Annotated in this window: 14 protein-coding genes; 5 read left to right on the top strand and 9 right to left on the bottom strand. The window is 65.6% G+C overall.

Going from position 1 to position 17,660, the window contains the following annotated elements:
* Window positions 1–94 precede the first annotated feature (94 nt).
* The 6 genes from V2S85_RS11245 to V2S85_RS11220 all read right to left on the bottom strand — a co-directional run bounded on the left by V2S85_RS11245 (window position 95) and on the right by V2S85_RS11220 (window position 7,960).
* Window positions 95–1,267 carry a helix-turn-helix domain-containing protein gene (locus V2S85_RS11245; RefSeq protein WP_330702949.1) on the bottom strand — a complete coding sequence of 391 codons (1,173 nt, stop codon included), beginning with the start codon at window positions 1,265–1,267 and terminating at the stop codon, window positions 95–97.
* Window positions 1,268–1,401: 134 nt separating this feature from the next.
* Window positions 1,402–2,031, bottom strand: a complete 630-nt coding sequence (locus V2S85_RS11240; protein ID WP_330702948.1) for a TonB family protein — start codon at window positions 2,029–2,031, stop codon at window positions 1,402–1,404.
* Between the two features lie 131 nt (window positions 2,032–2,162).
* On the bottom strand, window positions 2,163–3,734 hold the full coding sequence (locus V2S85_RS11235) for a PepSY-associated TM helix domain-containing protein (RefSeq protein WP_330702947.1): 1,572 nt from the start codon (window positions 3,732–3,734) through the stop codon (window positions 2,163–2,165).
* A gap of 4 nt (window positions 3,735–3,738) precedes the next feature.
* Window positions 3,739–6,228 carry a TonB-dependent siderophore receptor gene (locus V2S85_RS11230; protein ID WP_330702946.1) on the bottom strand — a complete coding sequence of 830 codons (2,490 nt, stop codon included), beginning with the start codon at window positions 6,226–6,228 and terminating at the stop codon, window positions 3,739–3,741.
* A gap of 162 nt (window positions 6,229–6,390) precedes the next feature.
* Window positions 6,391–7,368 carry a FecR family protein gene (locus tag V2S85_RS11225; RefSeq protein ID WP_330702945.1) on the bottom strand — a complete coding sequence of 326 codons (978 nt, stop codon included), beginning with the start codon at window positions 7,366–7,368 and terminating at the stop codon, window positions 6,391–6,393.
* Between the two features lie 76 nt (window positions 7,369–7,444).
* A complete protein-coding gene (locus V2S85_RS11220) occupies window positions 7,445–7,960 on the bottom strand; it encodes an RNA polymerase sigma factor (protein ID WP_330702944.1) in 516 nt (171 codons plus the stop codon).
* Between the two features lie 282 nt (window positions 7,961–8,242).
* On the opposite strand from V2S85_RS11220, the gene V2S85_RS11215 reads away from it, so the two are divergent.
* Window positions 8,243–8,725 carry a hypothetical protein gene (locus tag V2S85_RS11215; protein WP_330702943.1) on the top strand — a complete coding sequence of 161 codons (483 nt, stop codon included), beginning with the start codon at window positions 8,243–8,245 and terminating at the stop codon, window positions 8,723–8,725.
* Between the two features lie 7 nt (window positions 8,726–8,732).
* Here the strand turns inward: V2S85_RS11215 and V2S85_RS11210 are convergent, their stop codons facing one another.
* Window positions 8,733–10,259 carry an alkaline phosphatase D family protein gene (locus V2S85_RS11210; protein ID WP_330702942.1) on the bottom strand — a complete coding sequence of 509 codons (1,527 nt, stop codon included), beginning with the start codon at window positions 10,257–10,259 and terminating at the stop codon, window positions 8,733–8,735.
* Between the two features lie 109 nt (window positions 10,260–10,368).
* Between V2S85_RS11210 and V2S85_RS11205 the strand changes: the two genes are divergently transcribed.
* The 3 genes from V2S85_RS11205 (at window position 10,369) to V2S85_RS11195 (ending at window position 14,409) form a co-directional block, all read left to right on the top strand.
* Window positions 10,369–10,947 carry an RNA polymerase sigma factor gene (locus V2S85_RS11205; RefSeq protein WP_330702941.1) on the top strand — a complete coding sequence of 193 codons (579 nt, stop codon included), beginning with the start codon at window positions 10,369–10,371 and terminating at the stop codon, window positions 10,945–10,947.
* Window positions 10,917–11,834, top strand: coding sequence for a FecR family protein (locus V2S85_RS11200; RefSeq protein WP_330702940.1), 918 nt, complete (start codon window positions 10,917–10,919; stop codon window positions 11,832–11,834). The genes V2S85_RS11205 and V2S85_RS11200 overlap by 31 nt, the downstream gene beginning before the upstream one ends.
* Before the next feature lie 112 nt (window positions 11,835–11,946).
* Window positions 11,947–14,409, top strand: a complete 2,463-nt coding sequence (locus tag V2S85_RS11195; RefSeq protein WP_330702939.1) for a TonB-dependent receptor — start codon at window positions 11,947–11,949, stop codon at window positions 14,407–14,409.
* 155 nt (window positions 14,410–14,564) lie between these two features.
* On the opposite strand, the gene V2S85_RS11190 is transcribed toward V2S85_RS11195, so the two are convergent.
* Both V2S85_RS11190 and V2S85_RS11185 read right to left on the bottom strand, forming a co-directional pair.
* Complete coding sequence (locus V2S85_RS11190; RefSeq protein ID WP_330702938.1) at window positions 14,565–15,404, bottom strand: enoyl-CoA hydratase/isomerase family protein; 840 nt, start codon at window positions 15,402–15,404, stop codon at window positions 14,565–14,567.
* Between the two features lie 53 nt (window positions 15,405–15,457).
* Window positions 15,458–16,108 (bottom strand): helix-turn-helix domain-containing protein, encoded by a 651-nt coding sequence (locus tag V2S85_RS11185; RefSeq protein ID WP_330702937.1) that lies wholly within the window; start codon window positions 16,106–16,108, stop codon window positions 15,458–15,460.
* Between the two features lie 362 nt (window positions 16,109–16,470).
* Between V2S85_RS11185 and V2S85_RS11180 the strand changes: the two genes are divergently transcribed.
* Window positions 16,471–17,607 carry an LLM class flavin-dependent oxidoreductase gene (locus V2S85_RS11180; RefSeq protein ID WP_008832713.1) on the top strand — a complete coding sequence of 379 codons (1,137 nt, stop codon included), beginning with the start codon at window positions 16,471–16,473 and terminating at the stop codon, window positions 17,605–17,607.
* The last annotated feature ends 53 nt before the right edge of the window (window positions 17,608–17,660 follow it).

Genomic DNA, 17,660 nt, shown 5'->3' with positions numbered 1-17,660 from the left:
GGAACGCGCCTCTAAGCTCTGTTTGTGACTCTTTCAGGACGATTATGCTGTATTTATAAAGCTAAATTACGTTGTATAAAAACGATCGTACGGTTCATCGCAGAGTGTCGACCAGGGCGCGCATGTCCGGCCAGTCGCCCTCGGTGGCCAGCATGAGAAGGCCGTTGCCGATCGACGCCATGACCATCGCCTGCACCCGTGCGCGGTCGGAGTTTTCGGGAATGCCCAGCCATTCGGCGTAAAGGGCGTGGACGTTCTCGGCACGGCGGCGGCGCATGTCGATCGCGAAAGGGCGGAACGCCGGGTCGCTCAGCGCCGCGAGCGCGCATTCATGCGTGAGCCGGATGATGTCACCGTTGCCCGGCCGCTCGCCAGCCGCGTGGATATGGCTACGCAGACGGCGATAGACGGCCTCGACCCCGGCGAAGAGAATGTCGCGCTGTGCCGGGAAGTGATGCGCCACGCTGGAGGTGGCGATGCCGACCGTTTGCGCCACCGTGCGATGCGACAGGGCACCCACGCCGTGGCTGACGATGATATCGGCGATATGCCCGGCGATGGTCCTCTTCATTCCCTTCGGGACCGGCGAGGCTTCGTCGTACGCCGTTGCTGCCGGCACGGCCAATCGCTCGATCAGGGTCATGTGCCATGAAGAGGCAGGATCGGCGGTGGCCGGGCTTCTGCGAAGCATGCCCCGGATGGTCGAATGGCGCAGGAGGCGGTAGTCGGTCTCATCCGCGAGGAGGATCGAAAAGACCTGTTCGTCGAGGCAATACCGGGCGATCAGGCGTGCCAGCCTTTCCCCTTCTGCCGATCGCGAAAGCAGATCGCGCCAGAGACCTTCGGCCCCGCCCAGCAAGGTGCCGATCGCAGGAAGCGCCCGGGGATCGCGGCTGGCCATCAGGGCGAGTTCGCAGGTCACGATCGCCGAGGTACGCCGTCCCCGTGCGCCTTCGTCCAGCCACTCGCAGACCAGGTCAGGCAGGATGCCTGCGGCCAGGGGATCGAGGTCGCCGAGACGGACACGCCACTGCGCGCGCGTCTCGGCGATCAGTTCGATCTCGCGGTCCACGACGGCCGCGATCAGGGCGGCCCGGTCTCCGATGCGATAGCTGATCGCGCCGACGGAAGTACCCGCCTCCTCCGCGACGGTGCGCAGGCTCATGCCCGCCGCACCCTTCGCCGCGATCACGCTGCGGGCAGCATCGACCACGTTGATCGTCTCGTGCGACTTCGATCGGCTCGGGGAGATGGTCCGGGAGTTCATGGCACGCGGCATATCTCCAATCCCGGCGCATTACACCGGTACGATAAGGAAAAAGCGCATCTTGCCCGCAACCGGCAGCATGTGAAGGTGCGTGATGTCTCCTTCGCTGCCGCCTGAGGCCAGGGCTGTGACGATCATCGCATGAAAAACTCGACGGGTACGAGCAACTCGATCGGGTCTCCCGGTACGTCATCGGGCGGCGGGGGCAGGGGCTCGGCACGCCGGGGAAGGGCCAGTGCCTCCTGATCGAGCGAGCGGTATCCCGATGACCGCTCGAGCACGGCGGACAGCACTTTGCCGCGCCGGTTCATCGTGAAGCGGATGTAGGGCACCCCTTGCTGACGCGCGAAGCGGGCGTCGCGGGGGTAACGCCTCACCTTTTCCAGCGCGCCGAGGACGAGGCCATGCCAGGTGGGCCGGGAACTCGACACCCGGGGCGCGGGCGGTGCGGGCGTGCTGACCGGGGCGGTCGTTTCCTTCACCGGGGCGCCGGGCTGTGGTGTCGGTGGAGAGGGCAGGGCCGCGATCACGGTGTTTTCGCTTGGTAGCGCGATCTGCGGTGGTTCCGGCGCGATCCTTTCCGGCCGGGTCACGGACTTGTCTCGCTTCACTTGCTCCGGGCCTGGCGGCACCTCACGCACCGGCCGGGGCGGAGCGGCAGGCGGAGCGACGTCGAAGGCGGCGATGCTCGCGGGAGGGGGAGCAGGCGTGTAGCCGCGCCAGCTCAGGAACAGTCCGGCGCAAAGCACGAGCGCGACTCCCATGGTTCCGCCCAGCCCGACCAGACGCGTCCCGGGCGAAAGAGGCTGATCGGAATACCGGCTGGGCGCGCGTCCGGCCAGCGGGACCGACGTGTGAAGAACAGCGCAAGGCCGGGAGCGTGCGAGCGGACCGCTCATGCCGTTTCCGCCTTCGCGCCGCGGCTGCGGCGCGGCAAGGCGCGTTGGCGGCGGGTTGCAAGGCGCCCCGCGCCGAAACCCAGCGCGATGGCGGCCGCGAGCATGATGAGGTCGAAGCCAGCGTAGACCCATTGCCCCGCAGCAAGACTGCGCGCCAGACCGCGCGTGGTGGTCAGGGCATTGACCATAGGGACCAGCCCGTAAAGCAAGGCGCAGACTGCGAGCATCTCGATCCAGGCCCGGGGTGCAGGGCGCAGGAATGCCCAGGTGATCACGGCGCCCCATGCCGCGAACAGGCATGCGATTTCCCGCTCGTCGCGCCGGGCAAGCTCCAGCGGCAGCAGGCGATTGGCGAGGAAATAAACGGCCATCCCTGCCATCGGGCCCAGCATCATGCCGATGTTGAGCCGCTCGACCAGTCGGAAGCCGAAGGGCGGGTGGTCGGGATCGGGCAGACGCGCGCGGCGCTTTACGGTCCAGAGCACCAGCCCGGTTGCGATCATCGCGGTGCCCATGACGCTCGACGCGAAATAGAGCCAGCGCAAATACGTATCGGCAAGCGTGCCCAGGTGGAGGAGGATCATCACGCTCTGCACACCGCGGGCGCCGCTTTCCTGCGGTGCGCTGTAAAGCAGCCGCCCGTCGCTCGCTGACAGGATCAGGGGTGAGACTGGCGCTCCGAGGTGATCCCTGCCGGCCCGGATTGCCGCAGCAGCGTTCGCGTCGCCGGGATTGGTGATCGTGACCCCGCCGACAGAGCCGCTCCAGCCCTGGCTTGCCCATACGGCCTGCGCACGATGTACCAGAGGTTGCAGCGGCATCACCGGGCGGACCTCTCCCGAAGCGGGGAGCGCGGGAGGATCGGGATAGGCGGTGTCGTGGAACGTGGACTGGTCGGCGAAGTTCGCGAAGATCGCCCAGGGCATCAGCGTGAACAGCAAGGCTGCCAGTCCGGTGTAGGTTATCATCAGGTGGAACGGCAGGGCCAGCACGGCGGTGACGTTGTGGCTGTCGAGCCAGCTGCGCTGTCCCTTGTTGAACCGCAAGGTGAAGAAATCGGCAAAGATCTTCTTGTGCGTCACCACGCCGGAAAGAATCGCGACCAGCATGGCCATTGCGGCCGCGCATACGGCGATGCGCGCCCAGAGGCGGGGCATGGCGTAGAGATTGTAGTGAAAGCCGTAGAGGAAGCTGCCACCCTGCGTATCGCGTACGGAGATTTCGCGCCCGGTGGCGGGATCGAGCGTCACCTTGCCGTCCGCCGCAGAGCCATGGCCCCCCGCCCACGTCACGCGCACCACCTGTCCGCTGCGCACGGGCAGTGAGACGGTCCATTCGCGCGCGCCGCCCGCCCTTTGCCGCAGAAGCGCATCGGCGGCGGGCAGCACGCGGGCAAGGGATAGCGGCCCGGACATTTCCGGGCGCATCCAGCGCGAAATCTCCTGCTGGAAATAGGCCGTGGTCCCGAAAAGGAAGACTGCATAGAGCAGCCATCCCGGAAGGAGTCCGGTCCAGGTGTGCAGCGCCGCCATCGATTGGCGAAAGCCGGGAGATTTCGCGCTCGGCATGGTCTCAGTAGGATCCGCGTAGCGTCACCATGAAATTGCGCGGATTGCCGTAGGTCGCCGAACTGCTGGTGGAGACGCGGTAGGTCTCGTTGGCGAGGTTGTCGAGGTAGACGCCCAGAGTCAGGTGACGGTCGATCTCATAGTCGGCACTGGCGCCGATCACCGCGTAACCCTTGCGCAAGTCGGAGTTGCCGAACACGCGCACACCGGCGCCGAGGCGCAGCCCCGCCAGCGCGCCGGGAAGCTGATAGGTGCTCCACACGCGTGCCGAGTGCTTGGGCGCCCAGAGCAGGATGGGCTCGCCGCCGTCTTCCTTGTTCTTGGTGACGTTGAAGGTGTAGCCGGCGGAAATCTGCCAGTTCCGGGTGAGTGCGCCTTTCAGTTCGGCATCGAAGCCCTTGCTGGTCTGGAGCTTGGCCACCTGCTGCATATAAGTGGTGCCGTAGCCGGCGATGACGACCTGGCCCTGTGTCTCGTCGTTCACGTAGACGTTGTTCTTCTCGATATAGAACACCGAGAATGCCGCCTGCAGCGCGCCGTTCTTCAGGTCGCCCTTGACGCCGCCCTCGAAGTTCCGGCCGGTGGTCGGCTTGTCGGAAAAGGTGATCTTCGCGGCGTCTTCGTACCACTGGCCGATCGGCACGATGTTCTGCATCGGCTCGAAGATCTCGGAGTAGCTGGCATAGGTCGTCCAGTCGGGCGAGACTTCGTAGGTGACGGCGCCATAGGGTACGAACTTGCCGATCGACTGGCCACGGAAGTTCTCGTTGCGGCTGTAGCGGCCGCCGACGATCACCTTTACCGGATCGGCAATGTGCATGCCCAGCGTGCCCCAGAAGCCGTAGCGGCTCGTGACCCAGCCGTCTTCGCTATAGACACTTCCCCATTCGCCATAGCCGCTCCAGGTCGCGATTTCGGCCTTGGTCGGCTTGGCGTAGCGGTAATAGGTCAGGTATTCCTCAACCGTCACGCCCGCGATGCCGCCGATCGGGTTGGTCGAATTGGCCTGGCTGCGCGACCAGTTCGCGCCCACGGCGAGGTCGTGCTGCTGGCCGAACAGGGTGAACTTGCCCTTCAGGTTCGCGTCGGCCATCGTCTGGTTGGAATAGCCGTGCGACATCCAGCGCATGAGGTAGCCGCTGGGGACTGCGGCGTCGGAATTGATGCCGATGCCGTAATATCCGTAAAGCTCGTCGGAATCGACCTCGCTGCGGGTTACGTTGACCGTCAGGTTCCAGTCGGCGCCGAAATCGTGGCTAACCTTGGCGAAGTACTGCAGGGTCTTGGCTTTGTCGTAGGCCCATTCGGGCATCCACGAATCCCGCTTCGACAGGATCGGCAGGTTCTCCGGCGTGCCGAGGCTGCCCGAGCGCCAGGCCAGGCTGCGTTCGTACTTCTGTGCATTCAGGTCATCGTAGCTGGCGCCGGCCGAGAGGGTGGTGTGCGCCCCGGCATCCCATTCGATGATGCCGTAGCCGAACTTGTCCTTGGTATAGGCCCCGGTGAAATAGGAATCCGCGTCCTGCCACCCCGCCACCACGCGGGCGCGCAGCGTGCCCGATGCATTGAGCGGCCCGCCGACGTCGAGTTCCGCGCGGTAGTTGTCCCAGCTTCCGGCATAAGCGGCGAACTTGATCTGGCGCTCGGCCGTGGGGCGCTTGCGCACAAGGTTGACGGTGCCGCTGGCGTCACCGTTTCCCGAATAGAGCCCGTCGGCGCCGCGCATGACCTCGACGTGGTCGTAAGCGAGAAGGTTGGGCAGGCCGACGCCGTTGATGATCGACTGCAGGCCGTCATGCATGCGCATCGGGCTGCCGCCGTCGATCGTCAGGTTCTGCAACAGGAAGCCGCGCGAATAGAACACCGGCGTGCGGGTATTGTAAGAGGCCACGTAGATGCCGGTCACCTGGTCGAGTGCGGCGGTGACGGTGGTGATGTCCTTGTCCTCGATCTCCTGCGCGGTCAGCACGGTGACGCTGCGGGGAATGTCGCGCAGGCGCTCGGCGGACTTGCCGCCGACTTGCGCGTATTGCCCGGCGAGGGACTTCGTGCCCTCGGTCATGGTGAGAGCCAGCGCCGCGCCGTCGGTGCCGCTGCCCGTCGCCGCTTCATCACTGCCCTGGACGCGCACCGGGCCAAGCCGGGTGGCGCCGGAGGCAGCTTCGGGCGCTCTTTCGATGGTATAGGTGCGCGGCGCGGTCTGCCGGAAGGTGAGGCCGGTTCCCGCGAGCAGCCGGGAGAGGGCCTCGGCGGGACCGAAACTGCCCTTGATCCCGGCAGTGGAGACGCCCTGGGTGAGCGGGGCGTCGTAGACCAGTTCGATCCGCGCCTGACGCGCCAGATGGTTGAGCGCAGCGGACAGCGAGCCTGCCGGAATGTCGTAAGTGGCGGCCGACTGCGCCAGGACGGTGCCCGGCATCGCGGCCAGCCCGGCCGGGAGCATGACGGTAGTGGCCAGCAGGCCGATGACGAGGCTGCGGTCTGCGCGGCGCATGAAGTTCGGAATCACGGAAAAAGGAACCCCCAGGAAATCGTGTGCGAATGGGAGCGCGATTTCGCTAATGCGACGCGCTCTTATGTGTTTGACGCGTGAGGGGCCGCGAACGGGACTTCGATCCGGACATTTTTCTGAACCCGCTGCGCACGAGCGGACAGGTCAGTCGTAGATGAAGATGAGCCTGTCGGTCACTCGCATCGATCGCAGGCCCAGCGAAGCCTGCAGTTTATCCACCGCGCCCGCCGGATCGTTGACGTTGAACACGCCGCTCACCCGCCTGTCTCGCGCTCTGGCACCGACGACCTGGATATAGCCCTTGTGGTATCGGCCGAGTTCCGAAACGACCTGCGCAAGCGGTCGGTTCTCGAAAGTCAGCAGCCCCTGCGTCCAGGCGTCGGCATCGGCGGCCTTGCCGCTTTCCGGTGCGCCCATGCCCTTGCCGCCGCCATAAGTGATGCTTTGTCCTTCGCCCACGATGGCCGCCGCGCCGCGATCCATCGGGAAGGTCACGCGCACGCGGTGCTCGGTGACGGTCACGCGGGTCATGTCATCGTCTTCGCGTACGATGAAACGGGTGCCGAGCGCGGTGGTCGTGCCGCCGTTCGCCTCGACGACGAAAGGCCGAGCGGGGTTGGCCGCGACGGTGAAGGCGGCTTCCCCCGTCAGCAGCCGGATAGCGCGCTGGCCGGCGGTATAGTCTATCGCCACCGCGCTGTGCGTGTTGAGCATGATGCGCGAACCGTCCGGCAGGTCGATGGCGCGCTGTTCTCCCGTCGCCGTCATCGCGTCGGCCTGAAGACGGGTGGGCCAGTCGCCCACCCCGCCGCCCACCCCGCCGACGATCATCAGTGCCACGCTGGCCGCCAGCGCCATGGGCACCCATCGCCGGGAGAAGACCGGTGCGATGATCCCGGGCGTGCCCGGCGCGGCCAGGGAGGCGCGAACGCCCCGAGGCACTTGCGCCGCGCCGAGATCGGACCAGACGATCTCCATTTCCGCAAAGGCCAGCGCATGGCGAGGATCGGCGTCGAGCCAGGCATTCAGCGCGGCATCGCTTTCCAGCAGGCCGCTGTCGCGATCCGCGAACCAGCGCGCTGCCTCATCGGCGATTTCCTTCGGAATGGGCGTGTCAGGCATCACCGGCATGTGTCCTTCGGGTCATCACAGGTGAGACGTTCGACAGGCGCGGACCGGGACTGTTCGCTGCAACGAGTCATGCGTCCGTATCATCCTGAAGCCTGGCATGGCAGTGCCGCACGGCGATGCGTACGTGCTTCGCAACCGCATTGGGCGTGATCCCGAGCCGTTCGGCCACCTCCTGCACGGGCAATCCGTCGATGCGGCGCAAGGTGAAGACCTGCCGGCAGCGCAGCGGCAATTCCTCCAGCGCCGCTTCGAGCCGCCGCAGCCGCTCCTTGTCCACCATACGGGTTTCGGCCGAGGGCAGGTCGGCCTTCACTTCGGTCGGCAGTTCCCCACTTTCGAAGATCCGCCCGTGGCGGGTCGCGGCCCGGACATGGTCCGTGGCGAGATTGGTGACCAGCCGGTACAGGAACGCCCGCTTGTCGAGTATGGGAGGCTCATCCTCGATCCGTTGCACCCGGAACCAGAGGCTCTGGGCAACGTCTTCGGCCGCCGGCGCGCTGCCCACGATGCGCTGCGCCAAGCGGACAAGGGCGCCGCGCTCGTTGAGCAGCATCTGGGTAAGGGCGGCTGCATTGGTGCGCATCGAAAGCGCGGCTAACCTTGATGCAAAGGATTCGCAATAGTGATCTGCGGAGCGTCATCGCATCCCTGGAGACACTGCGACCGGTGAAGGGTGCGTTACCCCGGATCGCAAGAAGTGGCCGGAGCGAGCAAGGCAAGGAGCCGCTCCGGCCAAGGATCACAGGATGGAAGGAACGCCCCATGACAAGCGTTCCTTCGGGCTTGAGGCTTGACGAGAGAAGCAAGCCACGAAATAAAAGCTAATGCGAAGCAGTCGCATATGCAAGCCCAAAAAGGAACGTTCGTGCATCAGCCCTCCGATCGACCGCTGGATGACCGGCATTGGAGGCGCCTCAACCGCTTCGCCAACGTGGCTTTCGCGGGCCGCCGCTGGGGCGATGCCGACCGTCTCTACGGTGCGGCCCTGCAAGAGGCGACCCGGCTGTTCGACCTGGCATGTGTCGGGATCGCGATGCGCTGCGAGGCGGCGCCGATGCTGGTGGTCGCGACCACCAATGCCGCTGAAAACTGGCTCATGCTTGGCAGGAATGAAGACGCCGCCGCCGCCGTCTCGGCGCTGGCGAGGCGCCTTTCGCAAGTGGCTGAGGACGAGGCGGGTGCCCCCGATTTTCGCCGGCAATGTGTCATCCACCTGAAAGGCGCCGTTCGCAGCCTGACCTCCGTGCTGCCCCGTGCCGGCTGGCCGAATGAGGCCGTCGTCGCCGAAGTGATGCAGGCGCGCAGCGTCGCCCTTCGCTTTGTGGGCGGAGCATTTCCCCGGCACTGACTTGCCTCTAGGGCGTGACCGTGGCTGGGTGACCCTTGGCGCGCGAATCCTGGGTGACCGTCGCCAATACGCTCGCCCGGGCATCGGGGCGATGCGCGTCGATGCGGCGAAGTTGCGCGGTCATTCTCTGCCGGTCCATTTCCAGAAGCACGTATCCGGTGTGGTCTACGTCGCTGAAGCGGATGTGGGAATTGTTGGTCAGGACATCGCCGAAGCGGCCCTGCGGCGGCGATTGCGCGGCGAGCGCCGAAGTGACGATTTCCGTGCCCACGATGCCGCGATGCGCGTCGCCGCGCCGCAGGTCGTTGACCCAGAAGCTGTGAATGTCTCCGCTCAGCACGACGGGGCAGTTGACCGAAGGCTGCGCCATCTGGTCCAGCAAGCGGTCGCGACCGGCCGGATAGCCATCCCACTGGTCCGCCCAGAAGGTGTCACCCGTTCCATCGAGCGCGAGTGGCGCGAAGAATACGCCTTGTGCAAGCAGGGTCCATGGCCGCCTCTCCCGGCTCAGCCGGTCGGCGAGCCATGCTTCCTGCACGTCGCCCAGCATCGAGCGGCCAGCGCCGAGGCGCTCGGCGCAGTGGTCGAGTTTCACGTTGCGCGCGACGTAAGGCTTGGCGCAGGCCGCCGCGCTGCGATACTGCCGGGTATCGAGCATCGAAAGCGAGGCAAGTTCCCCCCAGTCCACCCCTCTGAACAGCCTGGGAGCCGGACGCGATCGCCACAGGCTGGGGCGGATCGGCATATGCTCGAAGTAGGCCTGATAGGCGGCGGCGCGGCGCGGGGCGAAGACGTCCGGTGGCAGGCCCTCGCGGTTGGCGAGGGCCGCGTAGTCGTTGAGCACTTCATGGTCGTCCCAGGTCACCAGCCAGGGGAACAGCCGATGCGCCTCGCGCAGGTCCGGGTCGCTGCGATAGAGCGCGTAGCGTGCGCGATAGCCGTCGAGGTCGGTGGGATCGGCGGCGCCGAAGCTGCGCACTTTCGGCTGATCGGGGTATGCCTGCTCGTAGATGTAGTCGCCGACCTGCACGATGAGGTCCGGCGCGGCCGCGATCATGTCGCGATAGGCGCGGAACCAGCCGAGTTCCCAATGCTGGCACGAGGTCATCGCGAGGCGCAGGCGGTCGGCGTTCGCCGGCACCGTCTTCGTGCGGCCGACCGGGCTGGTCGCGCTCAATGAATGGAAGCGATACCAGTAAGTGCGCCCCGGACGCAGTCCGCCGAGTTCGACATGGACGCTGTGGGCTGCCTCGGGGCGAGCGATCGCGGTGCCGGTCCGCACGATCCGGTGGAACGCCTCGTCCTCGGCCACCTCGAAGCGGACCGGCACGGCGCGCGGGGGAAGCGGGGCGCCGGCCGGACCGACGAGGCGCGTCCACAGCACGAAGCCGTCCGCAGCGGGATCGCCGCTGGCGACACCTAGCGCGAACGGGTCCGAAACGGCGGCAAACGCATCGAATCGGGGAAGGGCCTGCGTACCGAGCGCGGCCATCGCGCCGAGCACTGCGCGGCGGTGCCATGGAAAATCGTGCATGGCGGCCGCGCTATCGGGCTATTCCGACAGTGATGTGACAGGAGCTGTCCCGGAACTGTCATCGCGTGCTTCTAACGGCCCGTCTGGGTTTCGAAGAAGGACGAAAGCCTTGACCTGGCTGCGGGACGTAGATCGCTGGTTCATCGACGAAGTGCTGCCGCACCGCGCGGCGTTCGGCCGCCAGGCCGCGCGTCTCGTCGCGCCCGGCGATGCCGAGGATCTGGTCCAGGAAGCCTATGCCCGCGCGATCGACGCCTCGCAGCAGCGCGAGATCGCCAATCCGCGCGGGTTCGTGATGACGATCATCCGCAACCTTGCGCATGAACGCCACCGTCGTGCTGCCGTGGTGCGCTTCGAGCATCTCGCGGACATGGAGGCGATGGATTTCGCCGACGGTGCACCGGATCAGTTCGCCATCGTCGCCGGGCAGATCGAGTTGTCGCGGCTGATGGAGCTTATGGAAACGCTGCCCCCGCAGGCGCGCACCGTGGTGCAATTGCGGCGTTTCGAAGGAATGTTGCCGCGCGACATAGCGGTGAGGATGGGCTTGTCCGTCTCCACTGTGGAGAAGCATCTTGCAAAGGGGCTGGCCATTCTGGCCTGTGCATTGCAGGAAACGCCGCCGCAGCAGTCAGAAGGACCGACGATTTCACGCCTATGGCAACGCCGCCGAAACCAAGTGAACTGATCGAAGAGGCCGCCGCCTGGCTGGCGGCACTGGATGCCGGATCGGCGACGCGTGAGGACTTCGAGGCCTGGCGCGCCGCCGATTCCCGGCGCGCGGTCGCGTTTGCGCAAGTCGTCGATGCCTTCGAGCAGATCGAACCGCTGCGCGTCGTCCATGAACCGCTGCCGAAGCCTTCGCGCCTGAACCGCCGCAACCTGCTGCGCGGCGGCGTGCTGGCAGGCGGGATCGCGATCGTGGGTGGTACCGTCGCCATGCAGGCGGCGGCGCGCGAGCATGCCGAGACAGGCGTGGGCGAACGGCGCAGCATCGTCCTGGAGGACGGCACGCGCTTGTTGCTGAATACCGACACCAGGTTGAGCTGGCGCATCAAGGGGACTACCCGATCGCTCTGGCTGGAACGCGGCGAGATCGGCCTCGATGTCCGCACTGCCGCCGGGCCCGCGCTGCGGCTGTTCGCCAACGGCATGCATTTCGACCTCCGGTCAGGTTCCTTCAATGCCAGGCGCGAACCTGAAACGGTGGCGCTGCTGGTCCTGCAAGGCACGGCGAGCAGCGATGGCAGGCAGGTCGCGGCAGGCGCCCTGGCGCAGGTCATCGGGCGCGACCTCGCAGTCCGTCCGGCGGAGGCCGTTGCGATCGACCGCGCCAGAAGCTGGAAGGACGGCCAACTGGTGTTCGAGGGCGAAAGCCTCGACTTCGTCGCAGCCGAGTTCAACCGCTATCTGGAAAACAAGCTGGTGGTGGCTGATCCCAGCCTGTCGCGCATCCGCCTTGGCGGCCGCTTCACCAATACCGATCCGGTGGAATTGCTGAAGGCGCTGGAAGCCTCATTCGGCATTCATGCGCATCGCAGCGAGAGCGGTGCGATCATGCTTACGGCAAGCTGAACAAATTTTTTGCGGCGCGATGGAGGTGCGCACGACCTCACCCATCCTCCCTTCCGAAGACACGGTTTTTCCGAAGGGGCGCAACATGCCGGTTCATTCAATTGCACTTCCCATGATCCTCGCGATCGCGCCTGCTCATGCGGCGCAGGCCGATACCCGCGATCATGCCATCAGTTTCGATATCCCGTCGCAGAACATGGCGACGTCGCTCAACGAGTTCGGGCGCCAGGCGGGCGTGCAGATGGTATTCCCCTACGACGTCGTCGCGGGCCGTCGCTCCGCGCCGCTGAAGGGCCGCTTCACCCGCGCCGAGGCGATCCGCCGCCTGATCGCCGGGCGCGGCATGACGATCGCTTTCGAAGGTTCGAACATGATCTCGCTCGCGGCAGAGCAGCGTTCGCTGCGCCGCGAAGTCGCCGCGACCGACGTGATGGCGAACGGCGATATCGTCGTCACCGCGCAGAAGCGCGAGGAGGATCTTTCCAAGGTGCCACAGGCGCTTACGGTCGTTTCGGGTGACGAGGTCGAGAAGCGCAAGATCACCGATTTCGCCAGCCTGGTGGACGAAGTCCCCGGACTTTCCATCAATTACAGCACTGGCGGTGAAAGCTACGGCCTGCTCAGCATCCGCGGCATCGGCGGTGCGGATGACTACAAGCCGAACGGCAGCCCCTCGGTCGCGCTGCACGTCGACGGCGTCTACCAGAGCTCCAACGCATACCTCGGCATGCCGCTGTTCGACCTCGAGCGGATCGAGGTTCTGCGCGGTCCGCAGGGCACGCTTTACGGCCGCAACACCACTGCGGGCGTCATCAATGCGATCACTCGCGGCGGCACCGACCATTTCGAAGGCTACGTCGATGCCCGTTATGGAAGCTACGACAGCTTTCGCGCGGAAGCGGCCTTCGGCGGCCCGCTGGGCGACAACGTGCGCATGCGCGTCGCGGTCATGACCGACCAGGGCGGCGGCTTCATGCACGGCATGGGCGCGGGCGATCTTGCCGGCACCCAGCTTAGCGTAGGCGGCGTGGTGCAGTCGCAGGTTCCCGCGATCACCGACGTCGGCGAGCGCAAGGGCTTCGGCGACAAGGATCTCTTCGCCGCGCGCGGAACGCTCGACATCGACTTCACGCCGGATACCACGCTTACGCTCAAGGCTTTCGCCAGCCGCGATCGCGGCGATGCGCGCCAGTACGACCGCGTCAGCGCCGCAGAGGACAGCACCGTCCTGAACGCGGGCGAGGACAGCGATCCCTACAAGTTCTACTCGGCCAAGTACTACGACCAGAGCATCGACATCCAGGGCGCTTCGGCCCAGCTGTCGCACCTCGTCAACGACGACGTCCGCCTCGACGTGGTGGTCGGCGCGCAGTCGAGCCAGCGCGAGGTCGGCGGCAATGGCGACGGCACGCCCTATCCCCAGTACGAGTACCTTTTCGACGAGGACTTGAGCCAGGCCTCGTTCGAAGCCCGCCTGCGCAACGAACGGCAGGGCCGCTTCAACTGGGTCGTCGGCGGCTTTTTCATGAGCGACAAGATCGACTACCAGAGCCAGTGGACCAGCTGGGCCGCGCGCACGATCTACCACAACATCCACAACCAGCGCCGCCGCAGCGGCGCGATCTTCGGTCAGGTCGACTACGAGATCGTGAGCGACGTCCGGGTGACCGGCGGGCTTCGCTACACCAGCGACCAGGTCGATTCCAAGGGGCGCAACGTCGATGACGATCCCTGGGGCATCTCGAACTACGCCGCGTTCTTCGCCACGACGCCGAATTTCTCGTGGGACAAGCAGTTCAAGGACAGCGACGTCTCCGGCCGCGCGGCGGTGCAGTGGTTCATCAACGACGATCTCAACGTCTTCGCCTCGGTGGCGCGCGGCTATCGGTCGGGCGGGTTCGACGGCACCTCGATCATGACCCTGGCCGAGACCGACCCGTTCCAGTCCGAGACCGTCTGGGCCTATGAGGCGGGCTTGCGCTATTTCCGCGGGCCGCTACGCGTCTCTCTCGATGCCTTCGCCAACGATTTCAACAACCTGCAGGCGACGACGCGGCTGGCCAACGATACCAACGGGCGCACGAACGTCGGCAAGGCGAAGACGCGCGGGGTGGAGGGTTCGCTTGACCTGACGGTGCTGCGTTCGGGCGGGCACCAGCTCGACCTCGATGCCTCGGGCACTTATCTCTATTCGCGGATCACCGAGTTCAATTCGAACCGCATCGCCGACGTGCTGGCGACCGTGGGCGATCCGCTGCCCGGTGCCCCGAAGTGGACCGGCCGCGTCGGCCTCGTGCATAGCTACAGCTTTGGCGGCGGCTGGAAATTATCGAGCCGCGCCAATGTGTTCCATCACGGCAAGGAATCGAACCGCCTGAACGCGGTGGTCGGCAACATCTCGCCCGCCTATACCCTGGTGAATGCGCGCATCGAGCTGGAATCCCCGGCGGGCTGGTCGGTCTATGCGATGGGCCGGAACATTACCGACGAAGTCTATTTCCCGGAAATGAACGGCGCCGCGCGTATGGTGGGCGCTCCGGCGACCTATGCCGTGGGCTTTCGCGTAGCATTCTGACGAAACCGGCGCAGAGGCGCGGCGGTGGCCGCGTCTCTACGCTTAAAGTAATGATATATAACTATAATCGTGGGAATGTCGCGCCTTCATACAGGCGCGCGCAGAGTGGCACTCAACGGCACCTAAAGCATACCGAACGTGCCAGTAGGCATGCATCATGGCGGCGAGCCGGCGCCATGCAGGGTGAAGATGTCCTGAGATCCCCGGCCCCGGAATTCCGCCACAGTCGCCTTCAGTCCGATGGTCGCAAGCTGCGCGCGGATGCGCCGGACTTCGGGTTCGAGATGCAGGATCGCGTCGCTTTCGGCGATGGCGGAAAGCGCCTGGTCCCATCCGGCCGCCTCCATCGCGCGGTTGATCGAGCGCTTCTTCATCGCCAGCACGCCGGGCGGGACCAGCGCGATGCGCGACGCCAGTTCCTCGGCGCAGGCGACCAGGTTGTCGGCCGGGACCGCGGCGTTGGCCCAGCCCCATTCCACCGCGGTCCGGCCGTCGATGCTGTTGCCCGGCAGGAAGGCGAATTCCTTGGCGCGCCGTCCGCCGACCTGATGGACCCATGTGGGCGCGATGAAGCCGCCGCCGATGGGGATGGTCGGCTCGGTGATCGCGGCATCCTGCGCCACGACGAGGATGTCGGCGAAGCTTGCCATCTGGGCGGCGACGCCGATGCAGTAGCCGTGCACGGCGACGATCACCGGCTTGGGATGGCGCCAGATGTCGCGCCACAGATCGACGTAGCCCGACAAGCGCGTCACGTCCTCCATCGGGCTGCCCTCGGCGTTGTACTGGCCCAGGTCCATCCCCGCGCCAAAGCCCTTGCCGGCACCGCGAATCCCGATCACCGGCGCGCCGTCCGCCTTGAGATCGCGCAGCACCGTGCCGAACCGGGCGAGCATCCCGCGCGAGAACGCATTGGCCGCTTCGGGCCGGTCGAGCACGATCCAGTCGATCGCGTTCCCGCGCTCCAGCCGGATTCCATCAATCGTACCGTCCATCATCTTCGCTCCCGTCCTCGTTCTCGTTTTCGTGTCCGCCGCCCCGGTCGCCGTCAGCCCTGCAGCCGGAGCGGCAGGCACATGGCCATGACGATCTGTTCCATCGTGTCCTCCAGCGCGTGCTCGAAGGTCTCGGGAAATTCGTGCGTTTCCATGCGGCTGTGGCGCACCAGCAGGTTCAGGAACATCAGGCTGACGTTCACCAGCCGGCGCTGCGCGACGGCGGCGGGAAGGTAATCGACGCGCTGGCGCAGCAGGTCGAGCGCCCGGTTGAGCTGGGGCGGCGCCTCGCCGCCGAAGTGTCCGTATTCGTCCCAGTCGCCATGCAGCAGGTACTGCGACAGGAACGTGCCGTAGGAGCGATTGGTCCCGCCGTCGAGTTGGAGCTGCGGCAGCAGGATGACCTCCAGGATCGAACGGGCATCCCGCGTGCGTCCGGCCGCCTCCAGCGCGGCGATCATCGCGCCGCGTCCGGGCTCCATCTGGTTCATCCGGAAGTCGAAGATCGCCTGGACCAGCCCCTCGCGCGAACCGAAGTGATACTGCACCGCGAAATGGTTTCCCTGCCCCGCCTTCGACGCGATTTCGCGCATCGAAACGCCCTGGATGCCGACTTCGGCGAACAGCCGTTCGCCCGTCAGGATGAGCCGCGTCTTGGGGTCGGCTTCGTCGATATCGGGCGAGATCTGCGGAGTTTCAGCCATTGTGCATGCTCTTTGGAATAAGTCATCTGTTTGCAAACAGACATGCTTATGAGGTAGGAATGGCAAGGATGCCAAGCGTTTTAAGCTGATGCCGCGACTTTTCGGGGCGCTGCATCGTTGCTGGCTGTGGTGACCTGATGGCGGCAGGGCATTCAAGAATTCGGCTTAAACAGCCGATTTATGTTGCAGATGCTAAGAGAATGCCGCCGATGTACAGCATCGTGCTTGCTCGCCGTCGGTGTCGATCGCTCCTCCGAATTTCACTTTACAAGTGTTTTAAATTCCGTAGCCTATCACTCGTTAGGCTGCTTCGCCGGATTCGCGGGCGGCCACCAGGACAGAAACGAAGAAGGAGAGCGCTGATGGTCATGCAGACCGGCCTTATTTTCCACCCCTACATGCGACCGGGCCGCACGGCCCGCCAGACTTTCGACTGGGGCGTGCAAAGCTCCATCGCCTGCGACAAGGCGGGTTTCGACACGATGATGATCTCCGAGCACGCCTCGCAGATCTGGGAGAACATCCCCAACCCCGAACTCATCATCGCCGCCGCCGCGCTGCAGACCGAAAACATCAGCTTCGCGCCGATGGCCCACATCCTGCCGCACCAGCACCCGACCAAGCTGGCGGTGATGGTCGGCTGGCTGTCGCAGATCCTGGAGGGTCGCTTCTTCATGGGCATCGGCGCGGGCGCCTATCCCCAGGCGTCCTACATGCATGGCATCAAGGACGCCGAGCCCAAGATGCTCAACGACATGGTGCGTGAATCGCTCTCGATCATGGAGAAGATCTGGGCGCGCGAGCCGTTCTTCTTCGAGGGCAAGTACTGGAACGCCGGCTTCCCGCAGGAAGACGCGCCCGAGACCGAGGAAGACGAGCAGCACATGCTGGCCGATTTTGCGCCGTGGAACGGGGCGTTCCCGGAAATCGCGGTGACCGGCTTCAGCTCCAATTCCCCGTCGATGAAGCTGGCCGGCGAGCGCAACTTCAAGCCGGTCTCGATCTACTCGGGCATCGATGCGCTGAAGCGTCACTGGGAGATATATTCCGAAGCGAACATCGCCGCCGGCTTCACGCCCGACCGCGCGCGCCATGCGGTCTCGCACACCATCTTCTGCGCCGATACTGACGCGGAGGCCAAGCGCGAGGTGATGGAAGGCCCGATCGGCTACTGCTTCGAACGCTATCTGATCCCGATCTGGAAGCGTTTCGGCATGATGGACGGGTTCGCCAAGGACCACGGCATCGACCCGAACGACGCCGATCTGGAATTCCTAGTCGACAAGGTTTTCGTGGTCGGCTCGCCGGACACGGTCGTCGACAAGCTCAACGTGCTGTTCGAGCAGTGCGGCGGCTGGGGCACGCTGCAGGTGGAATCGCACGACTATTACGACAACCCGGAGCCCTGGTTCCATTCGCTGAACCTGCTGGCCAAGGAAGTGGCACCGCGCGTCAAGTTGCCCGAGGGCAGCAAGGCACCCGCGACCGCGGACGCCTGATTATCCGCCCGGACTCTCTCCGGCTACCTGAGGCGCCGTGGCAACGCGGCGCC

The organism is Novosphingobium resinovorum (genome assembly GCF_036352595.1).
Classification (GTDB): domain Bacteria; phylum Pseudomonadota; class Alphaproteobacteria; order Sphingomonadales; family Sphingomonadaceae; genus Novosphingobium; species Novosphingobium resinovorum_B.
Note: the sequence above shows the minus strand (reverse complement) of the source record. Positions and strands in the feature narration are given on the sequence as shown.

Coding starts and splice junctions, on each gene's coding strand:
- V2S85_RS11245 (WP_330702949.1), bottom strand. CDS start 1,267: ATGAACTCCCGGACCATCTCCCCGAGCCGATCGAAGTCGCACGAGACG.
- V2S85_RS11240 (WP_330702948.1), bottom strand. CDS start 2,031: ATGGGAGTCGCGCTCGTGCTTTGCGCCGGACTGTTCCTGAGCTGGCGC.
- V2S85_RS11235 (WP_330702947.1), bottom strand. CDS start 3,734: ATGCCGAGCGCGAAATCTCCCGGCTTTCGCCAATCGATGGCGGCGCTG.
- V2S85_RS11230 (WP_330702946.1), bottom strand. CDS start 6,228: ATGCGCCGCGCAGACCGCAGCCTCGTCATCGGCCTGCTGGCCACTACC.
- V2S85_RS11225 (WP_330702945.1), bottom strand. CDS start 7,368: ATGCCTGACACGCCCATTCCGAAGGAAATCGCCGATGAGGCAGCGCGC.
- V2S85_RS11220 (WP_330702944.1), bottom strand. CDS start 7,960: ATGCGCACCAATGCAGCCGCCCTTACCCAGATGCTGCTCAACGAGCGC.
- V2S85_RS11210 (WP_330702942.1), bottom strand. CDS start 10,259: ATGCACGATTTTCCATGGCACCGCCGCGCAGTGCTCGGCGCGATGGCC.
- V2S85_RS11200 (WP_330702940.1), top strand. CDS start 10,917: ATGGCAACGCCGCCGAAACCAAGTGAACTGATCGAAGAGGCCGCCGCC.
- V2S85_RS11195 (WP_330702939.1), top strand. CDS start 11,947: ATGATCCTCGCGATCGCGCCTGCTCATGCGGCGCAGGCCGATACCCGC.
- V2S85_RS11190 (WP_330702938.1), bottom strand. CDS start 15,404: ATGGACGGTACGATTGATGGAATCCGGCTGGAGCGCGGGAACGCGATC.
- V2S85_RS11185 (WP_330702937.1), bottom strand. CDS start 16,108: ATGGCTGAAACTCCGCAGATCTCGCCCGATATCGACGAAGCCGACCCC.
- V2S85_RS11180 (WP_008832713.1), top strand. CDS start 16,471: ATGGTCATGCAGACCGGCCTTATTTTCCACCCCTACATGCGACCGGGC.